This window comes from Nostoc sp. (assembly GCF_036917675.1).
In the GTDB taxonomy this organism is placed as follows: domain Bacteria; phylum Cyanobacteriota; class Cyanobacteriia; order Cyanobacteriales; family Nostocaceae; genus Nostoc.
In genome coordinates, this window is sequence record NZ_JBALCT010000021.1 from 1 (window position 1) to 15195 (window position 15195).

Sequence of the window (15195 nt, forward strand, 5' to 3'; positions counted from 1 at the left end):
CATCAAGAGGCAGTTCATTATCGCAAGCAAAATAAATTGCCCGATAAAAATGACCAAGCCGATGCCCTGGCACTTGCAGCTTACGCGATTGCCCACTGGGGAGATGATGATTTTTTTCTTCAGTTCGAGCCTGGGGTGATTGCCCAAATGCGTCAATCTTGGCTGCAATTGCAGTCGGTCAACCGCATCAAGTCCCCGATCATCAACCGCGCCCGGCAGCAATTAGCCAGAGAATTTCCCGAAGCTGCGCTATCGCGAAGTCAACCTAGCTCCTCAGATGGGATGTTACCTCTCTGGGCATGGCTGGCAGCCCGCGAACGTAACCTAACCAGAAATAACAATTACTATGAGCGACTTTACAACCGCTCAATCGCCAAAGCTTACGGGGTTGAAATTTCTGCTTTTACCCGTCACCTATCTAACCTATTGTGTGATTTGCAAGACTGGGAGAATGAAATTAACACGGAAATTCTCTTGATGTTGGAGAAACCGCAGTTTGCAGCTTACACCCAAGTTTTTCAAAAGTTTGGTATTGGTGCTAGACCCCAAGCATTGTTCATTAGCCAAATTTACCCCATTACCAAGTTTGAGTCTTTGGGTCGGTTTAAGCGGCGGCTGGGTATGGCCAAAGATGAAAATTCCAGTGGTGACAAAGAAACGATGAACACCGGAGCCGGTTCGGGGTTATGTCGAAGTCAATTGTACTTGTGGATTTTTGACATGATTGCCCCAGCCCACGCCCGACCAAAAAACGAAATTGGCGAGAAATTAGGTAACTTCTATGACTCCAGAAAAGCCCAATTCCAGGACAATCCAGAGCTATGGAAGAAAAAAGCCGTCGCTCGACTTCAGCAACAAGCCCTCAAAGAATTTCAGCGATCGCTAATCCAAAATCTAATTCCGATGGTGTCAAAGGATCTACAACCACAGTTGGAGGCAACCCTTAACCTCACACTCCAAACCATGCAGTTAAGTTTAGCGTCCTCGATGGCCGCGGAGGATATCGCCCCTGGGGTGAAACAAAACCAAGTCAAAAAGGGATTTGGTAATTTGGTTATCTCCCAAACAGCCGCCTACGGTTGTAGATTGCTGTTCAAGGAATTGAAGAAATCGTGTAGCCAATGACCACTGATTCACACTTTAGCAAGCTTTATAGTCTAGGTTAGCAAGCTTTATAGTCTAGGTTAGCAAGCTTTATAGTCTAGGTTAACTAGCTAAAGTGAAAACAGACAGTATCTTTTATCGCATCTTCCAAAGTATCCCCAGCACTTTCTTTGAACTGATTAACCAACCGCCGCAACTAGCTAATGCTTATCAATTTTCTTCAGTCGAAGTCAAACAACTGGCCTTTAGAATCGATGGTGTATTCCTTCCCAATGCACCACAGTTACCCATCTATTTTGCCGAAGTCCAATTTCAACCCGACAAAAAATTTTACTCACGTTTATTCACCGAAATCTTTAACTATCTAGACAAAACCGAATTAACCAACAATTGGCGTGGTGTTGTCATCTTCCCCAACCGCAGTGTTGATACTGGAGATACCGAAAGATATACAGAATTACTCAACTCACAACGCGTGACTCGCGTCTATCTTGACGAATTAAGCTCAATTGAGACATCATCAATCGGCATAGAGACAGTTAAACTGATCATCGAACCGGAATCAACTGCAACAATAAAAGCTCTAGAAATAGTCAACAGTGCCCGACAGCAAATTGTAGATGTCGCTACTATTACGGAAATTATACAATTGATAGAGACGATATTAATCTACAAGTTGCCGCGATTGAGCCAGGAGGAGATAGGAAAAATGTTTGGAGCAAATGAGTTAAAGCAAACTAGATTTTACCAAGACGTTTTTGCAGAAGGTAAACAAGAAGGTAAACAAGAAGGTAAGTTAGAAACGATACCCCAGTTATTAGCGTTGGGTTTAAGTATTGAGCAGATAGCTCAAGCGTTAGGTTTGGACGAACAAGTTGTTAGGCAAGCTGTACAACTAAAATCCTAAAACAATACAGTGTGCCAAGGCTCAAACTAGACAAAACCGAATTAACCAACAATTGGCGTGGTGTTATCATTTTCCCCAACCGCAGCGTTGATACTGGAGATACCGAAAGATATACAGAATTACTCAACTCACAACGCGTGACTCGCGTCTATCTTGACGAATTAAGCTCAATTGAGACATCATCAATCGGCATAGAGACAGTTAAACTGATCATCGAACCGGAATCAACTGCGACAACAAAAGCTCTAGAAATAGTCAATAGTCTTCGACAGCAAATTCCAGATGTCGCTACTATTAGAGAAATTATACAATTGATAGAAACGATATTAATCTACAAGTTGCTGCGATTGACCCAGGAGGAGATAGGAAAAATGTTTGGAGCAAATGAATTAAAGTAAACTAGATTTTACCAGCGATTGACCCAGGAGGAGATAGGAAAAATGTTTGGAGCAAATGAATTAAAGTAAACTAGATTTTACCAAGATGTTTTTGCAAAAGGTAAATAAGAAGGTAAGTTAGAAGCGATACCTCCGTTATTAGCGTTGGGTTTAAGTATTGAGCAGATAACTCAAGCTTTAGGTTTGGACGAACAAGTTGTTAGGCAAGCTGTACAACCAAAATCCTAAAAGAATAGAGTGTGCCAAGGCTTAAACTTCGCTTCATCTTAAATTTCTCAAAACTTTTGGTGGTGCGTGACTACCAAATCAAAATAGAATCACGTTACTACATAACAGTTTTTTTTCTACTTCTCGCCTTGCTTGTGCTGTTCTCGCGTCTGAGTCAACTTATTCATATGTATCCTGCTGTTGTCGTCCCTCCTCAATACTGACGAAGATTTCCTCAAGAGTGATATCTCTTAATATTTGATCCCTATCTCGCGTGTAATCTCCACTACCCATCTCAAATTGCTGCATAAATCGCGCCATTCCAGCAGGACCAAGAGCCTTAGTCAGGGCTTCTATTCCCAGTCGCCTAATCTCAGCCTGAGAAAGTTTACTCACGTCTATCATCTGTCACCTCCATTACCCTAAATAAATTAAAAACTCCATCGGTACATTTTGCTGGGTATGATATTTAATCTGCAAGCATTTACCTAGTAATAACCAGCTATGACACAGAACTACCGGATTACTCTACTCCCCGGCGATGGCATTGGCCCTGAAATTATGGCAGTGGCGGTAGATGTGCTAAAAGTCGTAGGAAAGCAATTTGATATTCAATTTGAATTCCAAGAAGCCCTCATCGGTGGTGCAGCAATTGACGCTACAGGTGAACCCCTACCATCTGTTACTCTAGATACCTGCCGTAACAGTGATGCTGTATTACTCGCTGCGATTGGTGGTTATAAGTGGGATTCCCTGCCATCTAATTTACGCCCAGAAGCAGGTTTGTTGGGGCTACGTGCAGGATTGGGATTATTTGCCAATTTACGTCCAGCGAAAATTTTGCCCCAGCTAATCGACGCCTCGACTTTGAAACGTGAAGTTGTGGAAGGCGTGGATATTATGGTAGTGCGTGAACTTACTGGCGGGATTTACTTCGGTAAACCTAAAGGGATTTTTGCTACCGAAACTGGTGAAAAACGCGGTGTAAATACAATGGTTTACACAGAGTCAGAAATTGAACGTATTGGGCGGGTGGCTTTTGAGGCGGCTAGAAAACGTGGCGGAAAACTTTGTTCGGTGGATAAGGCGAACGTATTAGAAGTATCTCAGTTGTGGCGCGATCGCATCACCCAACTTTCACAAGAATATCCAGATATCGAACTCTCTCATTTATATGTAGATAATGCTGCTATGCAGTTGGTACGCGCTCCCAAGCAGTTCGACACCATAGTTACAGGCAATTTGTTTGGTGATATTCTCTCTGATGCTGCTGCCATGCTCACAGGTAGTATTGGAATGTTACCCTCAGCTAGTTTGGGCGCTTCTGGTCCTGGTGTGTTTGAACCAGTTCATGGTTCAGCCCCAGATATTGCCGGACTTGATAAAGCAAATCCTCTAGCACAGGTTTTGAGTGCGGCGATGATGTTACGCTACGGTTTAAACCAGCCAAAGGCAGCAGACCATATTGAACAAGCCGTATTGCAAGTTTTAGAACAAGGCGATCGCACAGGGGATATAATTTCTCCAGGAAAAAATCTTTTAGGTTGCCGCGCTATGGGCGATGCACTGATTAGAGCTATTGAAAGAAAATAATTAAATAATGCAACTTAGGCAATTTGGCAACCTTTGCGATAAGTTTCGGGTAGACTAGAGGGAAATCTAGCAATCAAATAACAGTCGATAGTGTACGCATTACGACAAGGACAAGCAAATTTTACCGCCCCAAAAAACCAGCCGCCTTTGATTGATCCCGCCGTAATCAGAGCTGCTGGACAGATATACTACACCCACTGTGAAGTACATCCTGAAATAGCTGGGCAACCTTCCGGTGTAGCAATTAATCGCATCAATCATCGAGGTAAGGTTATTTTTACTAACCAACCAGTTCTCTTACCTCAAGAATGTTTTGTGCCCTTGAGTCAAATTGAATCTCATATGTATTAGTCATTAGTCATTGTCATTAGTCATTGGTCATTAGTCATTAGTCAAGAGTAAATATTGATTAACTCTCGACAAAGGACATAAAGATAAACGACAAATGACTGTATGGACAAATGACAAAGGACAAATGACTGTATGGACATTTTGTTCGCCGTTCCGGCGAGTGTAATGGTCTTTGCTTTGGGTGCATCTATTGGCAGTTTTATCAACGTTATTGTTTATCGGCTACCTGCTGGGTTGTCAATTCTTTGGCCGCCTTCTCGTTGTCCTAAATGCTTAAACCAGCTAAAAGCTTACGACAATGTACCAGTATTCGGCTGGATTTCGTTAAGAGGGCGGTGTCGATATTGTAAAAGCAAAATTTCTGTCCGTTATCCTGTGGTAGAAGGGGTAACGGGCATAATTTTTTTGCTGGTTTTTTTGGTATTTCAAGTTTCGACTTTAACAATAGGCTATTGGGCTTTTTGTAGTTGGTTATTGGCGCTATCGCTTATCGACCTAGATACAATGACCCTACCCAATCGACTTACTCAGTCGGGTTTAGTGGTAGGGATTTTGTTTCAAATGGTAGTTGGTTTTTTACCAGAAGCTAGTTCTGTAGCCTTGGTAAATCAGCTTATGATGGGGATAGTTGGTGCAGTATTGGGTTTATGGCTGTTTGATGCGATCGCTTTATTGGGTTCAATTGCCTTTGGTAAAGCTGCAATGGGTGCGGGTGATGCCAAGTTAGCAGCCATGATGGGAGCCTGGTTAGGCTGGAAATATTTGCTCCTGGCTAGTTTTATTGCTTGTGCGCTAGGAGCGTTAATTGGTAGCGGTTTTATTATACGGCGATCGCGACAAAGGTTAGGACAAAAGATCCCTTTTGGTCCTTTTCTGGCTTTAGGATCTGTGATTACTCTGTTTAGCGGCGAAGCCATTTTGTCTAGCTACCTGCGGTTATTTTTTCCAGCGTCTTGAACTGGAGTGGGGAAGGTGGGGTTCCCTCTGGGGATAAGGGGTAATGGGGGAGCAAGAATTTTAGATTTTAGATTGAAATTTAATCCAAAACTTAAAATCCAAAATCCAAAATTGAATTCCCCCATGCCCCAAGCCCTTTCATAAGAAATATTTATAATTCGTGACTGTAACCAACATTACCCCATCGTCCCTTCATATTTTGATAATATTCTACTTGTAACTTGTATTACCCTCGTGAACTACCTCGTCGTATAGACGGACGTTGCTCTCCCAATTCATCGGCAATAGCCTCTAGGACTCCGCAGTTCTATTGGTCTGACATTCCCTCCTCTTGTCAGAAGTCCTGGTTCCCAAGACCCAAATCTTTTTCTTGCAACATATACCTATGAGCTTGGTTTTCGCTTACGGCATTGATGGTCAAGACACTAACTATAATACCCGAAAAATTCGTGATTCCGACGCTCGTGCCGACACTCATACCTAGCTAACGCAACGCTATCATACATCATAATTAAGTCTGCTGGAAAAAAGAGCAAGAGACTTGTATTGGTATAAGTATTTTCGTTAAGCTGGCAACCAAAGATGAAAATTAAGGTCCCAATTGCTTAAAAGCGTAGTTTAACGTGTTTTCGACCTCATACCCACTTAAAATAAAATAAAAAATGGCTAACAACGAAGAATCACGCGGTTTAAAGTCTCTATTTGATTGGTTTGCAAATCGACGAAAATCAGGATCTACCAGCCTCGAACGCCAAGAGCGTGAAATTGCTGATGGTCTATGGCATAAATGTTCTAAGTGTAGCGTGTTGGCATATACAAAAGACCTGAAAGCCAATCAGATGGTTTGCGTCGAATGTGGTCATCACAATCGGGTAGACAGCGATGAGCGCATCCGTCAATTGATAGATCACAATACCTGGAAACCTCTCGACGAGCATTTGCGTCCAACCGATCCCCTAGAATTTCGCGATCGCAAACTCTACAGCGATCGCTTGCGGGAAATGCAGGAAAAAATTGGCTTAATAGACGCGGTTAAAACTGGTTTAGGTCAAATCAATGCTTTGCCCATTGCCCTTGGGGTTATGGATTTCCGTTTCATGGGTGGTAGCATGGGTTCGGTCGTGGGTGAAAAACTCACCCGGATGATTGAGCAAGCCACTCAACGGCGATATCCTGTAGTTATCGTCTGCGCCTCCGGTGGTGCGAGAATGCAAGAAGGAATGCTCTCTCTAATGCAGATGGCGAAAATCTCCGCAGCCCTCCAGCGCCATAGAGATGCCCGACTATTATATATTCCCGTTTTAACCAATCCCACAACGGGCGGCGTTACCGCAAGTTTTGCAATGTTGGGTGATATCATTTTGGCAGAACCCAAGGCAACTATTGGTTTTGCCGGCCGGCGAGTGATTGAGCAAACCCTGCGGGAAAAACTACCCGATAATTTTCAGACTGCTGAAGATTTGCTCCAGCACGGTTTTGTTGATGATATCGTACCCCGCACCCTATTAAAAAACACCCTAACCCGGCTGATTGCCCTACACCAGCCTGTATTAACAACACCTCATATGGTGTTGTGGGAAACAATGTCTTTGACTTCTACCGCCGCAGAATAATGAAGAGTGCTGAGTGCTGAGTTAAAAGACCACCCACAAAGGCTGGGGTATCAACCTTAGTCAAAAGTGATGAGTGAGGAGTTATGAGTGTAAAATTTATAACTCCTCACTCCTGTAGAGACGCGATTAATCGCATCTCTACTCCTCACTTTCCAATCTCTAACCTCTCCCCGGCTCTTTGACAAAAACGAGGGGAACAAGGGCTACTAGTCGGAATAGACTAGAGAGGGCGAACAACCCCAGCAAGCCTCCAAACTGAGCAAATTGGATAATAAAGCTGCCTATAGTTGCGCCTAAAGCACCACTCGCTCCAGCAACGGCAGCTGCTGTCGCAAAATAGATAGACTGATTTTTAATTGGTGCGATCGCCAATTGTATATTGTTGCTGCACAAGTCAATCGCCGCCCAAGTACCTCCAGCCAAGATGTGTAACAGAGGTAGCCACAACCAGATGTCAAGGCGATTAGCATCAATCCCCAGCCATAGCATTGGTGTAGCTGCAACCAAAATCCCAATACAAATGAGAATGGGACGATTGCCTATTTTGTCTGCTAATTTTCCCCACAGAATAAGCATTAATAAAGTCGCCCCCGCCTGAAGGCTGTTGTAGATAGTCACATAACTCACATCTAAATCCAGCGTGTCCAGCATATAGAGGTTAAAAAAAGGACTGCTGAGGTTAACAGCAAGATTCCAGAAGCTGAAATACAGCAGAAATCTCAAAAAGTTAGAGTTTTTCCAGATACTGTTAGCTAATTGGTTTTGTGGTAGATGAATTGATTGAGCGACTTCAGAAGATTCATCTTTTGCAACCTCTGATTGAATCTCATTTGTTTGAGGTAACTTGCCATAATAAGTATTTTCCGATTGGGGATTCATATCCACCTGGAAATATTGACATCCCAATCCCACAATCCCAAACACAATGCTTACCAGCAGAACTACCCCATAGCCTTGTAGAGTTCCCCCATACCAATGTGATACAGCTAGACCGGCCATTGGTACGCAAACCAAATTGGTGAGACTACCGGCACTATTGCGTATCCCAAAATATCTGCCTCGCAATCGCCGGGGAACTATCATTGCTAGCCAACTTAGCCATGATGCAGTTCCTAGTCCTCCCAAAAGATGGCTGAATAGAACAATCAAGAGTGTCAATATCACTAACTGATGAGTATTAATCACTCCCAAGCTTACGCCTAGAATACCGATTACTAGAAACAGCCATAGCAGCCGACCAATTCCGTGTGTCCGAAGAGAATATTGAAAGCGGCTGGTGCTACGTTCAGACAGGTAAGCACCTAACGGTTGAATAAGATTGACCAACATGGGGATAGAGGACAGCATCCCGAATACCACTGGACTAGCACCCAATTCCACCAAGAAATTGCTGAGTAAAATCCCGCCAGTGCCAAGGGAGTAAACCGATGCTAAAACAGAATCCGCAGTGGAAGCTTTTAAACTTGTGCGAATCGCATCCTTGGGAATTCGAGGGGTTAGAGAAAGTGCTGTTGGTGGTGAGCTAATCTGGGGAATTTCCAGACTTAGTGGCGCAATTGTTTCAACCTGAACAGAATCCATAATCTATGTTTATGGGTGAAATACCCTGGAATAAATCCGGTTGCAGAGGAACTCAGTATACTTTAATTAACATTGCTGATAATTTTTCGTTATTTTAGCTTGCAATTCTCAACAAAAATTTCAAATAAGTAAAATATCACTCTTTAAGAAGAAAAGCGTCCGGCATATTAATTACTCGCTTCCCACTAACCAAAACTAGGCTTCGTGTCAAGGTATTTCTGGTATATTTCTTCCACTACAAAGGGCTTCAATGGCATCAATTCCAGAGTCCCCTACATGAATTAATATGTCGTCGTAGCCTGCGTATACTTTACCGTTTGAATCCATCATTAGAGTCATGTGATAATCGAAAGCCTCACCGATGACGCAAAGCGGCGCACCTAAGCGCTCATCATAGTCTTCCTTCACCCATTCTAGATAGATATGGGCAGCAGCAACCATCGGATTAATACAGAACTCGTCAGTGGTTTGAGGAACACGGGCGTGAGGATATATTACCTGTAAACCCCCAAAACGTGCTAAAAAATCCACTACAATCGCATGAACTGGATAACCTTCAAACTTTAAGCACTTTTCGTATTCACTTGTGTCTACTTTGCGGTTTTCACTCCACCCTGCTTGCTGGAGTACTGCTCTAGTTTCTGCTGAAAATACTGCCATACGTAGCTGTTCCTTTTCTTACATTAAGGATGGCTTTGATTGGTTAACTATTTAAGGATCACTCGTTACATTCGCACCATCAATTGTTATTCGACATTACAAATAATTTAGATATACTTTTGTTTGTCTTTAATAACACTGGTTTTAACTCCTGACAACCAAAGATAAACATCGGTACAATTTATATCTAGGTTGTCTGACAGGAGTGGAGAATGAGCCCAGTAAGAATACGGTGGTTGAGAAGTATTTTTAAAGACATAAGCAAAATAAGGAAAATATCTATTTCTAGTGCTGGATACTATTCAAACTTCACCTAACTTGGATCACCGTGCCATTTAGGAAAGAGTTGACTTAAGCCTCAACTAGGCAAGGAAGTTGTGCGGTATTGGCTAAAGAATGCTTTATAAATTAAGTTGTTTAGCTAATTAACAAGATTTTTTCTTAATTTGTTACCAATGGTTATCTATCTGTGAGCAGAAAAAGATTATTTAATTTTTTGGGACTGGTAATAGCGATCGCGATCGCTATTATTGCTTGTCAAAGTCTACAATTACCAAGCAAACCCTTAGCGTCTACCGCAGTCACCATTAAACTCAGTGGTTGGGGAGGATCTCCTGTTGAGCAAAAACTCTTGAGACAGGTATTGCAAGACTTTGAGGCACAGCATCCAACTATTAAGGTCAAATATGAAGTAATCTCTGACCAATACATGGATGTAATCAAAACTCGTTTAGTTGGGGAAGCCGCGCCTGATGTCTTTTATCTGGATGCGCTGGAAGCTCCTTTCTTAATGAGTCAAAATGTCTTGGAACCGTTAGATGCTTATATCACCCCCAAATTTGATCTAGTAGACTTCGAGGATACCCTACTTGAGAGCTTTAAATATCAAAACCAGATTTATGGTCTTCCCAAAGACTATTCCACCCTGGCGCTGTTTTATAACAAAAAAGCCTTCGCTAGCGCCGGCTTGAGTAATCCGCCAGCTACTTGGGATGAATTACGTCACTACTCGAAGCAATTGACAGGCAAAATTAACAGATACGGCTTTGGAGAGATTCCTGAATTGGCGCGTCAGGCTTACAAAATTAAAGCCTTTGGTGGACAACTTGTTGATCAAAATGGTTCTGCTACCTTTGCCAATGCAGCAAGTTTGCAGGGTTTAGAGTTAGTGGTAGACCAGTATCAAAAAGACCGCTCCTCTGCCCAAAAATCTGATGTGGGGACAAACTCAGGTAGTGAAATGTTTGGTCAGAGTAAAGTGGCAATGGTGATTGAGGGTAACTGGGCAATTCCCTACTTAACAGAAACCTTTCCCCAAGTAGAGTTTGCTACCGCTCAATTGCCTACTATTAATGACAAAAAAGGCACGATGGTCTTTACCGTTGCTTACGTGATGAACAAGCAAGCACAACACAAAGCCGAAGCCTGGGAGTTGATTTCCTATCTCACGGGTAAAGAAGGAATGCAGAAGTGGACAGGAACAGGGTTTGCTTTGCCAACACGCAAATCAGTAGCAAAGAATTTGGGCTATGACCAAGACCCACTGCGATCGCCATTAGTGGCGGGAGTGGATTATGCTACACCTTGGCAGGTAGGTCAGTATTCAGCTGCGATCGTCAATAACTTTGATAACCAGTTTGTTAGTGCATTGCTGGGACAACAATCATTAAAGCAGGCGATGCTGAAGGCAGAGAATGAAGCTAATCAGCAGATTAGGGCGATGCAGTAACTGAAGGGTATCCACTGCCAACTATACTTAAATACTAGCGATCAACTTTGAGAGCGCAATTTATTTATCAATAAACCAACGATGCTTTTCACCATCAGAACCATAATAAGTCGATTGAAACTGACTCATGGCAGCAACGTATTGAGATAGCATCAGTACTACATCACTATTCTGAGGAACATCATCCTCATCGATTAGATCAAGATAGTCAAACGATGCCTCTGATGCAAGTATTTTACGACAGCTTTGTAGAAGCCGGTTAACAATTTTCATTTTACTCTTATTGAGCACAGCTTCTGGCTTCTTCTTGCTCAGTTCTTGGAACTCTGATCGCATAGCACGTAATAGAGGAATTATGATTTCGTACAGTTCAAAATTTTCACTACTTGTCTGCTTTTGAGGTTTTGTCTTCATAAATATTGCATTTACTCTCTTAATCGTTTTGGGCAAGTTGTTCTAATATAATAAACTTTGCCTAATTCATCTCCAGTTTCATCTCTTTCAACATTTACTAACCAATGCCAGTATACACTGTGCATCTTTACATTATCTGCACGCAGCTTTTCAAAACATTGTAAATATTGTGAGAGAATTAAAACTACATCACTGTATTGTGGTATATCATCTGTATCAAACTCTGAAAAGTCTTCAAAAGGTCGATACTTTTGACTAAGTAATTCATTTGAGTTATTAAGCAATTTATTAATAAAGTTGAGTTTAAATTTATTTACGGCATCATTGGGAGATTTCTTAGACAATACAGAAAGTTCGTCATAAATACTCTGAAGTTGTACCGATAGTTTTTCAAATTCGTCAACATCTTTACGGTTCATATATTCTTGCTTTCATGAGGGACAAGCTCGACGAAATTCCACATACTTCTTTTTGAGAACATCAATTGGTGAGCGCTGCTTACTCTCAAAAATATTAACCATTAACGAGATATCCTCATCTGTAAGCGTAATAATACATCGCCTTTGTCCAGACCATAAATCAATAGTATTGCCGAACATTGCTTTTGTGAGAGGGTTTCTGGTCACGAAAACACCAAACTTCCCAAGGCCAGAATCAAGATATCTATTGAGTTGGCTAATGTGTTCACGCTCGATTGTCTTGACGTTCTTTAACTCAAAAACAAACTGCCTATTGCCATAGTCTTGATGAATCTCTTGAAGAAAATCAATTGACCTATTATTGTAAAAAATTAGGTCTCGAATCAATCTTCCAGATTCTGTACGACTCTGCTTTGCTGCAAAGTCAAGGTCTGGATAGAAAAGCGACGCAAGAAGCTGACAGATATAATTTTCGTATTTAATGTCAGCTTCATTCGTCTTTCCTGTAGGTAGCTTTTGTATTTCACCTAATTTTCGTTTAGCGGACAAGACGGGAATCTGTTTAAAGAGCGGATCGTTTTTACAGTCGTCCTGAGTTCGCTCTTTTATCTTGATATATTCTTGAACAATGCCATAATTCTCTCTATTGAAGTTTATAACCTTAACGCGTTCTTCTGGTTCACCAGGATTAAAAATTTCATCACGAGGACAGTAATCCTTAGAGGATGTCTGAGAAGTAAGAAAGCCCACGTAACGGTATCCTGTCAGTAGAAAAAATACTTAAGTATGACAGCGTTACGAGAGCTATGAATCCATCGTACCCAAGTAATCTGACTTTAGAACAATGGGAACTACTATCAGGACTGATTCCTAAGCCGAAAACTGGTGGTCGAAAACGGAGTGTGGATATGCAAGCGATCGTTAACGCAATCTTGTACATTTTGTGTGCAGGTTGTGCGTGGCGAATGCTCCCAAACGATTTTCCTAAGTGGAAAACTGTGTACCATTACTTCCGACAATGGCGAAAAGATGGAACATGGCAGGAAATTCACGAGCGCTTACGTTTGTGGGTACGTGTCAGTCAAGACCGAGAACCATCACCCTCAGAAGCAATTATGGATAGCCAAACCGTTGAAACGGCAACAATGATTTCCCAAGAAGTTGGTTACGACTCTGGCAAAAAAATTAAGGGTCGCAAACGGCACATACTCGTAGACACTTTGGGTTTACTGGTAGTTGTGGCGATCACTGCTGCTAGTACCAGCGAACAAGCAGGCGCAAAACAAGTACTTTTCAAACTGGACGCAGTACGCGATCGCTTTCGTCGGTTAATCACAATTTGGGTTGATGGCGGCTATCGCGGCAAGGATTTTCAGCATTGGGTGATCGATGTATACCGATGGAAAATGAAGTGTTGTTACCCGTCATGAGGAACTATTGGTTTTGTTGTACTCCCCAAACGTTGGTTAGTTGAGCGAACTTTTGGTTGGTTCAACTGGTGCCGACGATTGAGCAAGGATTATGAAATCTTACCTGAGACAACTGAAGCATTTATTTATGTTGCCATGATTCGATTAATGCTCAAGCAACTTGCGTGATCAAAATCACATATCTAAAACTTCTCAGACATCCTCTTAAAGTAGTCTTCAAAGTTGATCCACGGAGAAAATTTTAGCCATCTCTTAGGAACAAAAATTAAAGGCTCTTTGGTTTCAGGATTGACAGGCAATGTAATTTCCTGATCTAGGATAAATGAGTTTTTACGGTAGTCATAAAGTCCAGAAACAACAGCTTTATCAATTGGTATCCCTAGCTGTTCGCATTGTTCTATTGTAAAGTCTATTAAAAATGATTTAATAAAGTTACAACAAATATCACTTATCCGATCTTTCGCAATTCCATCTACATAAAACTGGATTTCTTCAAAATGAACAAATCCGTATTTTCCATACTCAGGAATTTTCTGAAATAGAGAGAGAATTTCATCTGCTTTATTGCGGCTAATCTTTATACCTTTTCGGTTTTTTGACAATCCAAGTCCAATCTCTTGGCATTCAGATGCAAGAATGAGGATGTCACGAGCCTGATCTATTTTGCCTTTCTGAACAAGAAAGTTTAGGTTATTAAAGGAATTAATTATAGAGGTATGAAGTGATTGGTCTTGTTGTGAGGGAGACTTCCATAAAAGAAAAGGGTCAACGTAAAGGGGAATATCTTCATCTAGAAATGCTATGGCAAAATCTAGCTGTGCTTGGGTTGCTGAAATGCCATGGTAATCAATTATTCTTGGGTGGATGATCCCCATTTGCTATTTTTGTCTACGTATAATTGACTATTATAATGTCAAATAATTTTTGCGCCATGTCTAATACTTCTACCATTGAAGACTTTATTTCATTTCGTGGTCATCAGGTATGGTATCGGATTGTTAAACCAGACCAAGAAGATTCTAAAAAGCTACCCCTGCTGTGTCTTCACGGAGGACCAGGAGTACCCCACGACTACTTAGAACCATTGGAAGCTATCGCCGCAACCGGAAGGCGAGTTATTTTTTATGATCAATTAGGATGTGGTAATAGCGATCGCCCTACAGATCCAAAATTGTATTCCATTGATTTATTCAAAGAAGAACTCGTCGCCGTCCGCAGCGCCTTAGATTTAGACCAAATTCATCTATTTGGGCAATCATGGGGCGGTTGTTTAGCACTCGAACATGCCCTTTCTCAACCCACTGGATTAGTTAGTCTCGTTCTAGCTAGCACGCCTTCTAGCATTCAACAATTTGTAACTGAAGCTTATAGCCTCATGAATGAGCTACCAATCGAAGTACAACAGATCATTCGTAAGCATGAAGCTGATGGTAGCACTCAAGACCCCGAATACAAACAGGCAATGGAAGTATTCAATCATTCTTTTCTTTGCCGCATAGACCCTTGGCCTAGCTGCTTAACTAGAGCCTACAGCAAAGTTGGTACAGAGTTTCGAGGTGCTGGCAAAATTATCGACTGGAATATTGAAGATCGTCTAGGTGAAATTATCGTGCCTACACTGCTGCTTTCAGGTCGGTATGATGAAGTTACGCCCACTTGTGTTAAAACAGTCCACCAAGGTATTTCAGGCTCTGAGTGGGTACTATTTGAAAACAGTTCACATATGCCTCATCTGGAAGAGACAGAACGATTCCTGCAAGTCTTGGGCGAATTTTTGAATCGTGTCGAAACAGCCCTGTAAAGATAAGATTGTAAGTTGAGTCTCATATTCC

Annotated in this window: 16 protein-coding genes and 1 pseudogene; 10 read left to right on the forward strand and 7 right to left on the reverse strand. The window is 41.8% G+C overall.

Translation table 11 applies throughout. The features are described from left to right. From V7K31_RS07885 to V7K31_RS07895, 3 genes are all read left to right on the forward strand, one after another. Positions 1–1125: IS110 family transposase (locus tag V7K31_RS07885; protein ID WP_335093630.1), on the forward strand; the 1125-nt coding region annotated here is incomplete at its 5' end. A gap of 94 nt (positions 1126–1219) precedes the next feature. Then, on the forward strand, positions 1220–2011 hold the full coding sequence (locus V7K31_RS07890; RefSeq protein ID WP_335093632.1) for an Rpn family recombination-promoting nuclease/putative transposase: 792 nt from the start codon (positions 1220–1222) through the stop codon (positions 2009–2011). 11 nt (positions 2012–2022) lie between these two features. Further along, positions 2023–2409 (forward strand): DUF2887 domain-containing protein, encoded by a 387-nt coding sequence (locus V7K31_RS07895; protein ID WP_335093634.1) that lies wholly within the window; start codon positions 2023–2025, stop codon positions 2407–2409. Positions 2410–2796: 387 nt separating this feature from the next. Here V7K31_RS07895 and V7K31_RS07900 read toward each other — a convergent pair whose 3' ends face one another. Then, positions 2797–3021, reverse strand: a complete 225-nt coding sequence (locus V7K31_RS07900) for a hypothetical protein (RefSeq protein WP_335093635.1) — start codon at positions 3019–3021, stop codon at positions 2797–2799. 99 nt (positions 3022–3120) lie between these two features. Here V7K31_RS07900 and leuB point away from each other — a divergent pair, with 99 nt between their 5' ends. From leuB to accD, 4 genes are all read left to right on the forward strand, one after another. Further along, the gene (gene leuB / locus V7K31_RS07905) at positions 3121–4209 is read left to right on the forward strand and encodes a 3-isopropylmalate dehydrogenase (protein WP_335093637.1); all 1089 of its coding nucleotides are present in this window, start codon (positions 3121–3123) and stop codon (positions 4207–4209) included. A 90-nt stretch (positions 4210–4299) separates the two neighbouring features. Further along, the gene (locus tag V7K31_RS07910; RefSeq protein WP_300415205.1) at positions 4300–4560 is read left to right on the forward strand and encodes a hypothetical protein; all 261 of its coding nucleotides are present in this window, start codon (positions 4300–4302) and stop codon (positions 4558–4560) included. A gap of 132 nt (positions 4561–4692) precedes the next feature. Further along, complete coding sequence (locus V7K31_RS07915) at positions 4693–5517, forward strand: prepilin peptidase (RefSeq protein ID WP_335093639.1); 825 nt, start codon at positions 4693–4695, stop codon at positions 5515–5517. Positions 5518–6179: 662 nt separating this feature from the next. After that, positions 6180–7130 (forward strand): acetyl-CoA carboxylase, carboxyltransferase subunit beta, encoded by a 951-nt coding sequence (accD, locus tag V7K31_RS07920; protein ID WP_335093640.1) that lies wholly within the window; start codon positions 6180–6182, stop codon positions 7128–7130. 159 nt (positions 7131–7289) lie between these two features. On the opposite strand, the gene V7K31_RS07925 is transcribed toward accD, so the two are convergent. Continuing rightward, a complete protein-coding gene (locus V7K31_RS07925) occupies positions 7290–8711 on the reverse strand; it encodes an MFS transporter (protein WP_335093642.1) in 1422 nt (473 codons plus the stop codon). A 207-nt stretch (positions 8712–8918) separates the two neighbouring features. Further along, entirely contained in the window at positions 8919–9371 is a 453-nt protein-coding gene (locus tag V7K31_RS07930) for an SUKH-3 domain-containing protein (RefSeq protein ID WP_335093644.1), read from the reverse strand. 469 nt (positions 9372–9840) lie between these two features. On the opposite strand from V7K31_RS07930, the gene V7K31_RS07935 reads away from it, so the two are divergent. After that, positions 9841–11100 carry an ABC transporter substrate-binding protein gene (locus V7K31_RS07935; RefSeq protein WP_335093646.1) on the forward strand — a complete coding sequence of 420 codons (1260 nt, stop codon included), beginning with the start codon at positions 9841–9843 and terminating at the stop codon, positions 11098–11100. A gap of 60 nt (positions 11101–11160) precedes the next feature. Here the strand turns inward: V7K31_RS07935 and V7K31_RS07940 are convergent, their stop codons facing one another. Genes V7K31_RS07940 through V7K31_RS07950 form a run of 3 tightly spaced genes read right to left on the reverse strand, consistent with a single transcriptional unit; the run spans position 11161 to position 12683 of the window. Continuing rightward, positions 11161–11514 (reverse strand): hypothetical protein, encoded by a 354-nt coding sequence (locus V7K31_RS07940; protein ID WP_335093648.1) that lies wholly within the window; start codon positions 11512–11514, stop codon positions 11161–11163. Positions 11515–11525: 11 nt separating this feature from the next. Then, positions 11526–11933: a hypothetical protein gene (locus tag V7K31_RS07945; RefSeq protein WP_335093649.1), complete on the reverse strand. Its 408-nt coding sequence runs from the start codon at positions 11931–11933 to the stop codon at positions 11526–11528. A 12-nt stretch (positions 11934–11945) separates the two neighbouring features. After that, the gene (locus V7K31_RS07950; protein WP_335093651.1) at positions 11946–12683 is read right to left on the reverse strand and encodes a hypothetical protein; all 738 of its coding nucleotides are present in this window, start codon (positions 12681–12683) and stop codon (positions 11946–11948) included. Positions 12684–12739: 56 nt separating this feature from the next. On the opposite strand from V7K31_RS07950, the pseudogene V7K31_RS07955 reads away from it, so the two are divergent. Beyond that, positions 12740–13531, forward strand: a pseudogene (locus V7K31_RS07955) (IS5 family transposase). Between the two features lie 14 nt (positions 13532–13545). Here V7K31_RS07955 and V7K31_RS07960 read toward each other — a convergent pair. Then, positions 13546–14238: a hypothetical protein gene (locus tag V7K31_RS07960; protein WP_335093653.1), complete on the reverse strand. Its 693-nt coding sequence runs from the start codon at positions 14236–14238 to the stop codon at positions 13546–13548. A gap of 56 nt (positions 14239–14294) precedes the next feature. Here V7K31_RS07960 and V7K31_RS07965 point away from each other — a divergent pair, with 56 nt between their 5' ends. Beyond that, positions 14295–15164, forward strand: coding sequence for a proline iminopeptidase-family hydrolase (locus V7K31_RS07965; protein WP_335093655.1), 870 nt, complete (start codon positions 14295–14297; stop codon positions 15162–15164). Positions 15165–15195: the final 31 nt, after the last annotated feature.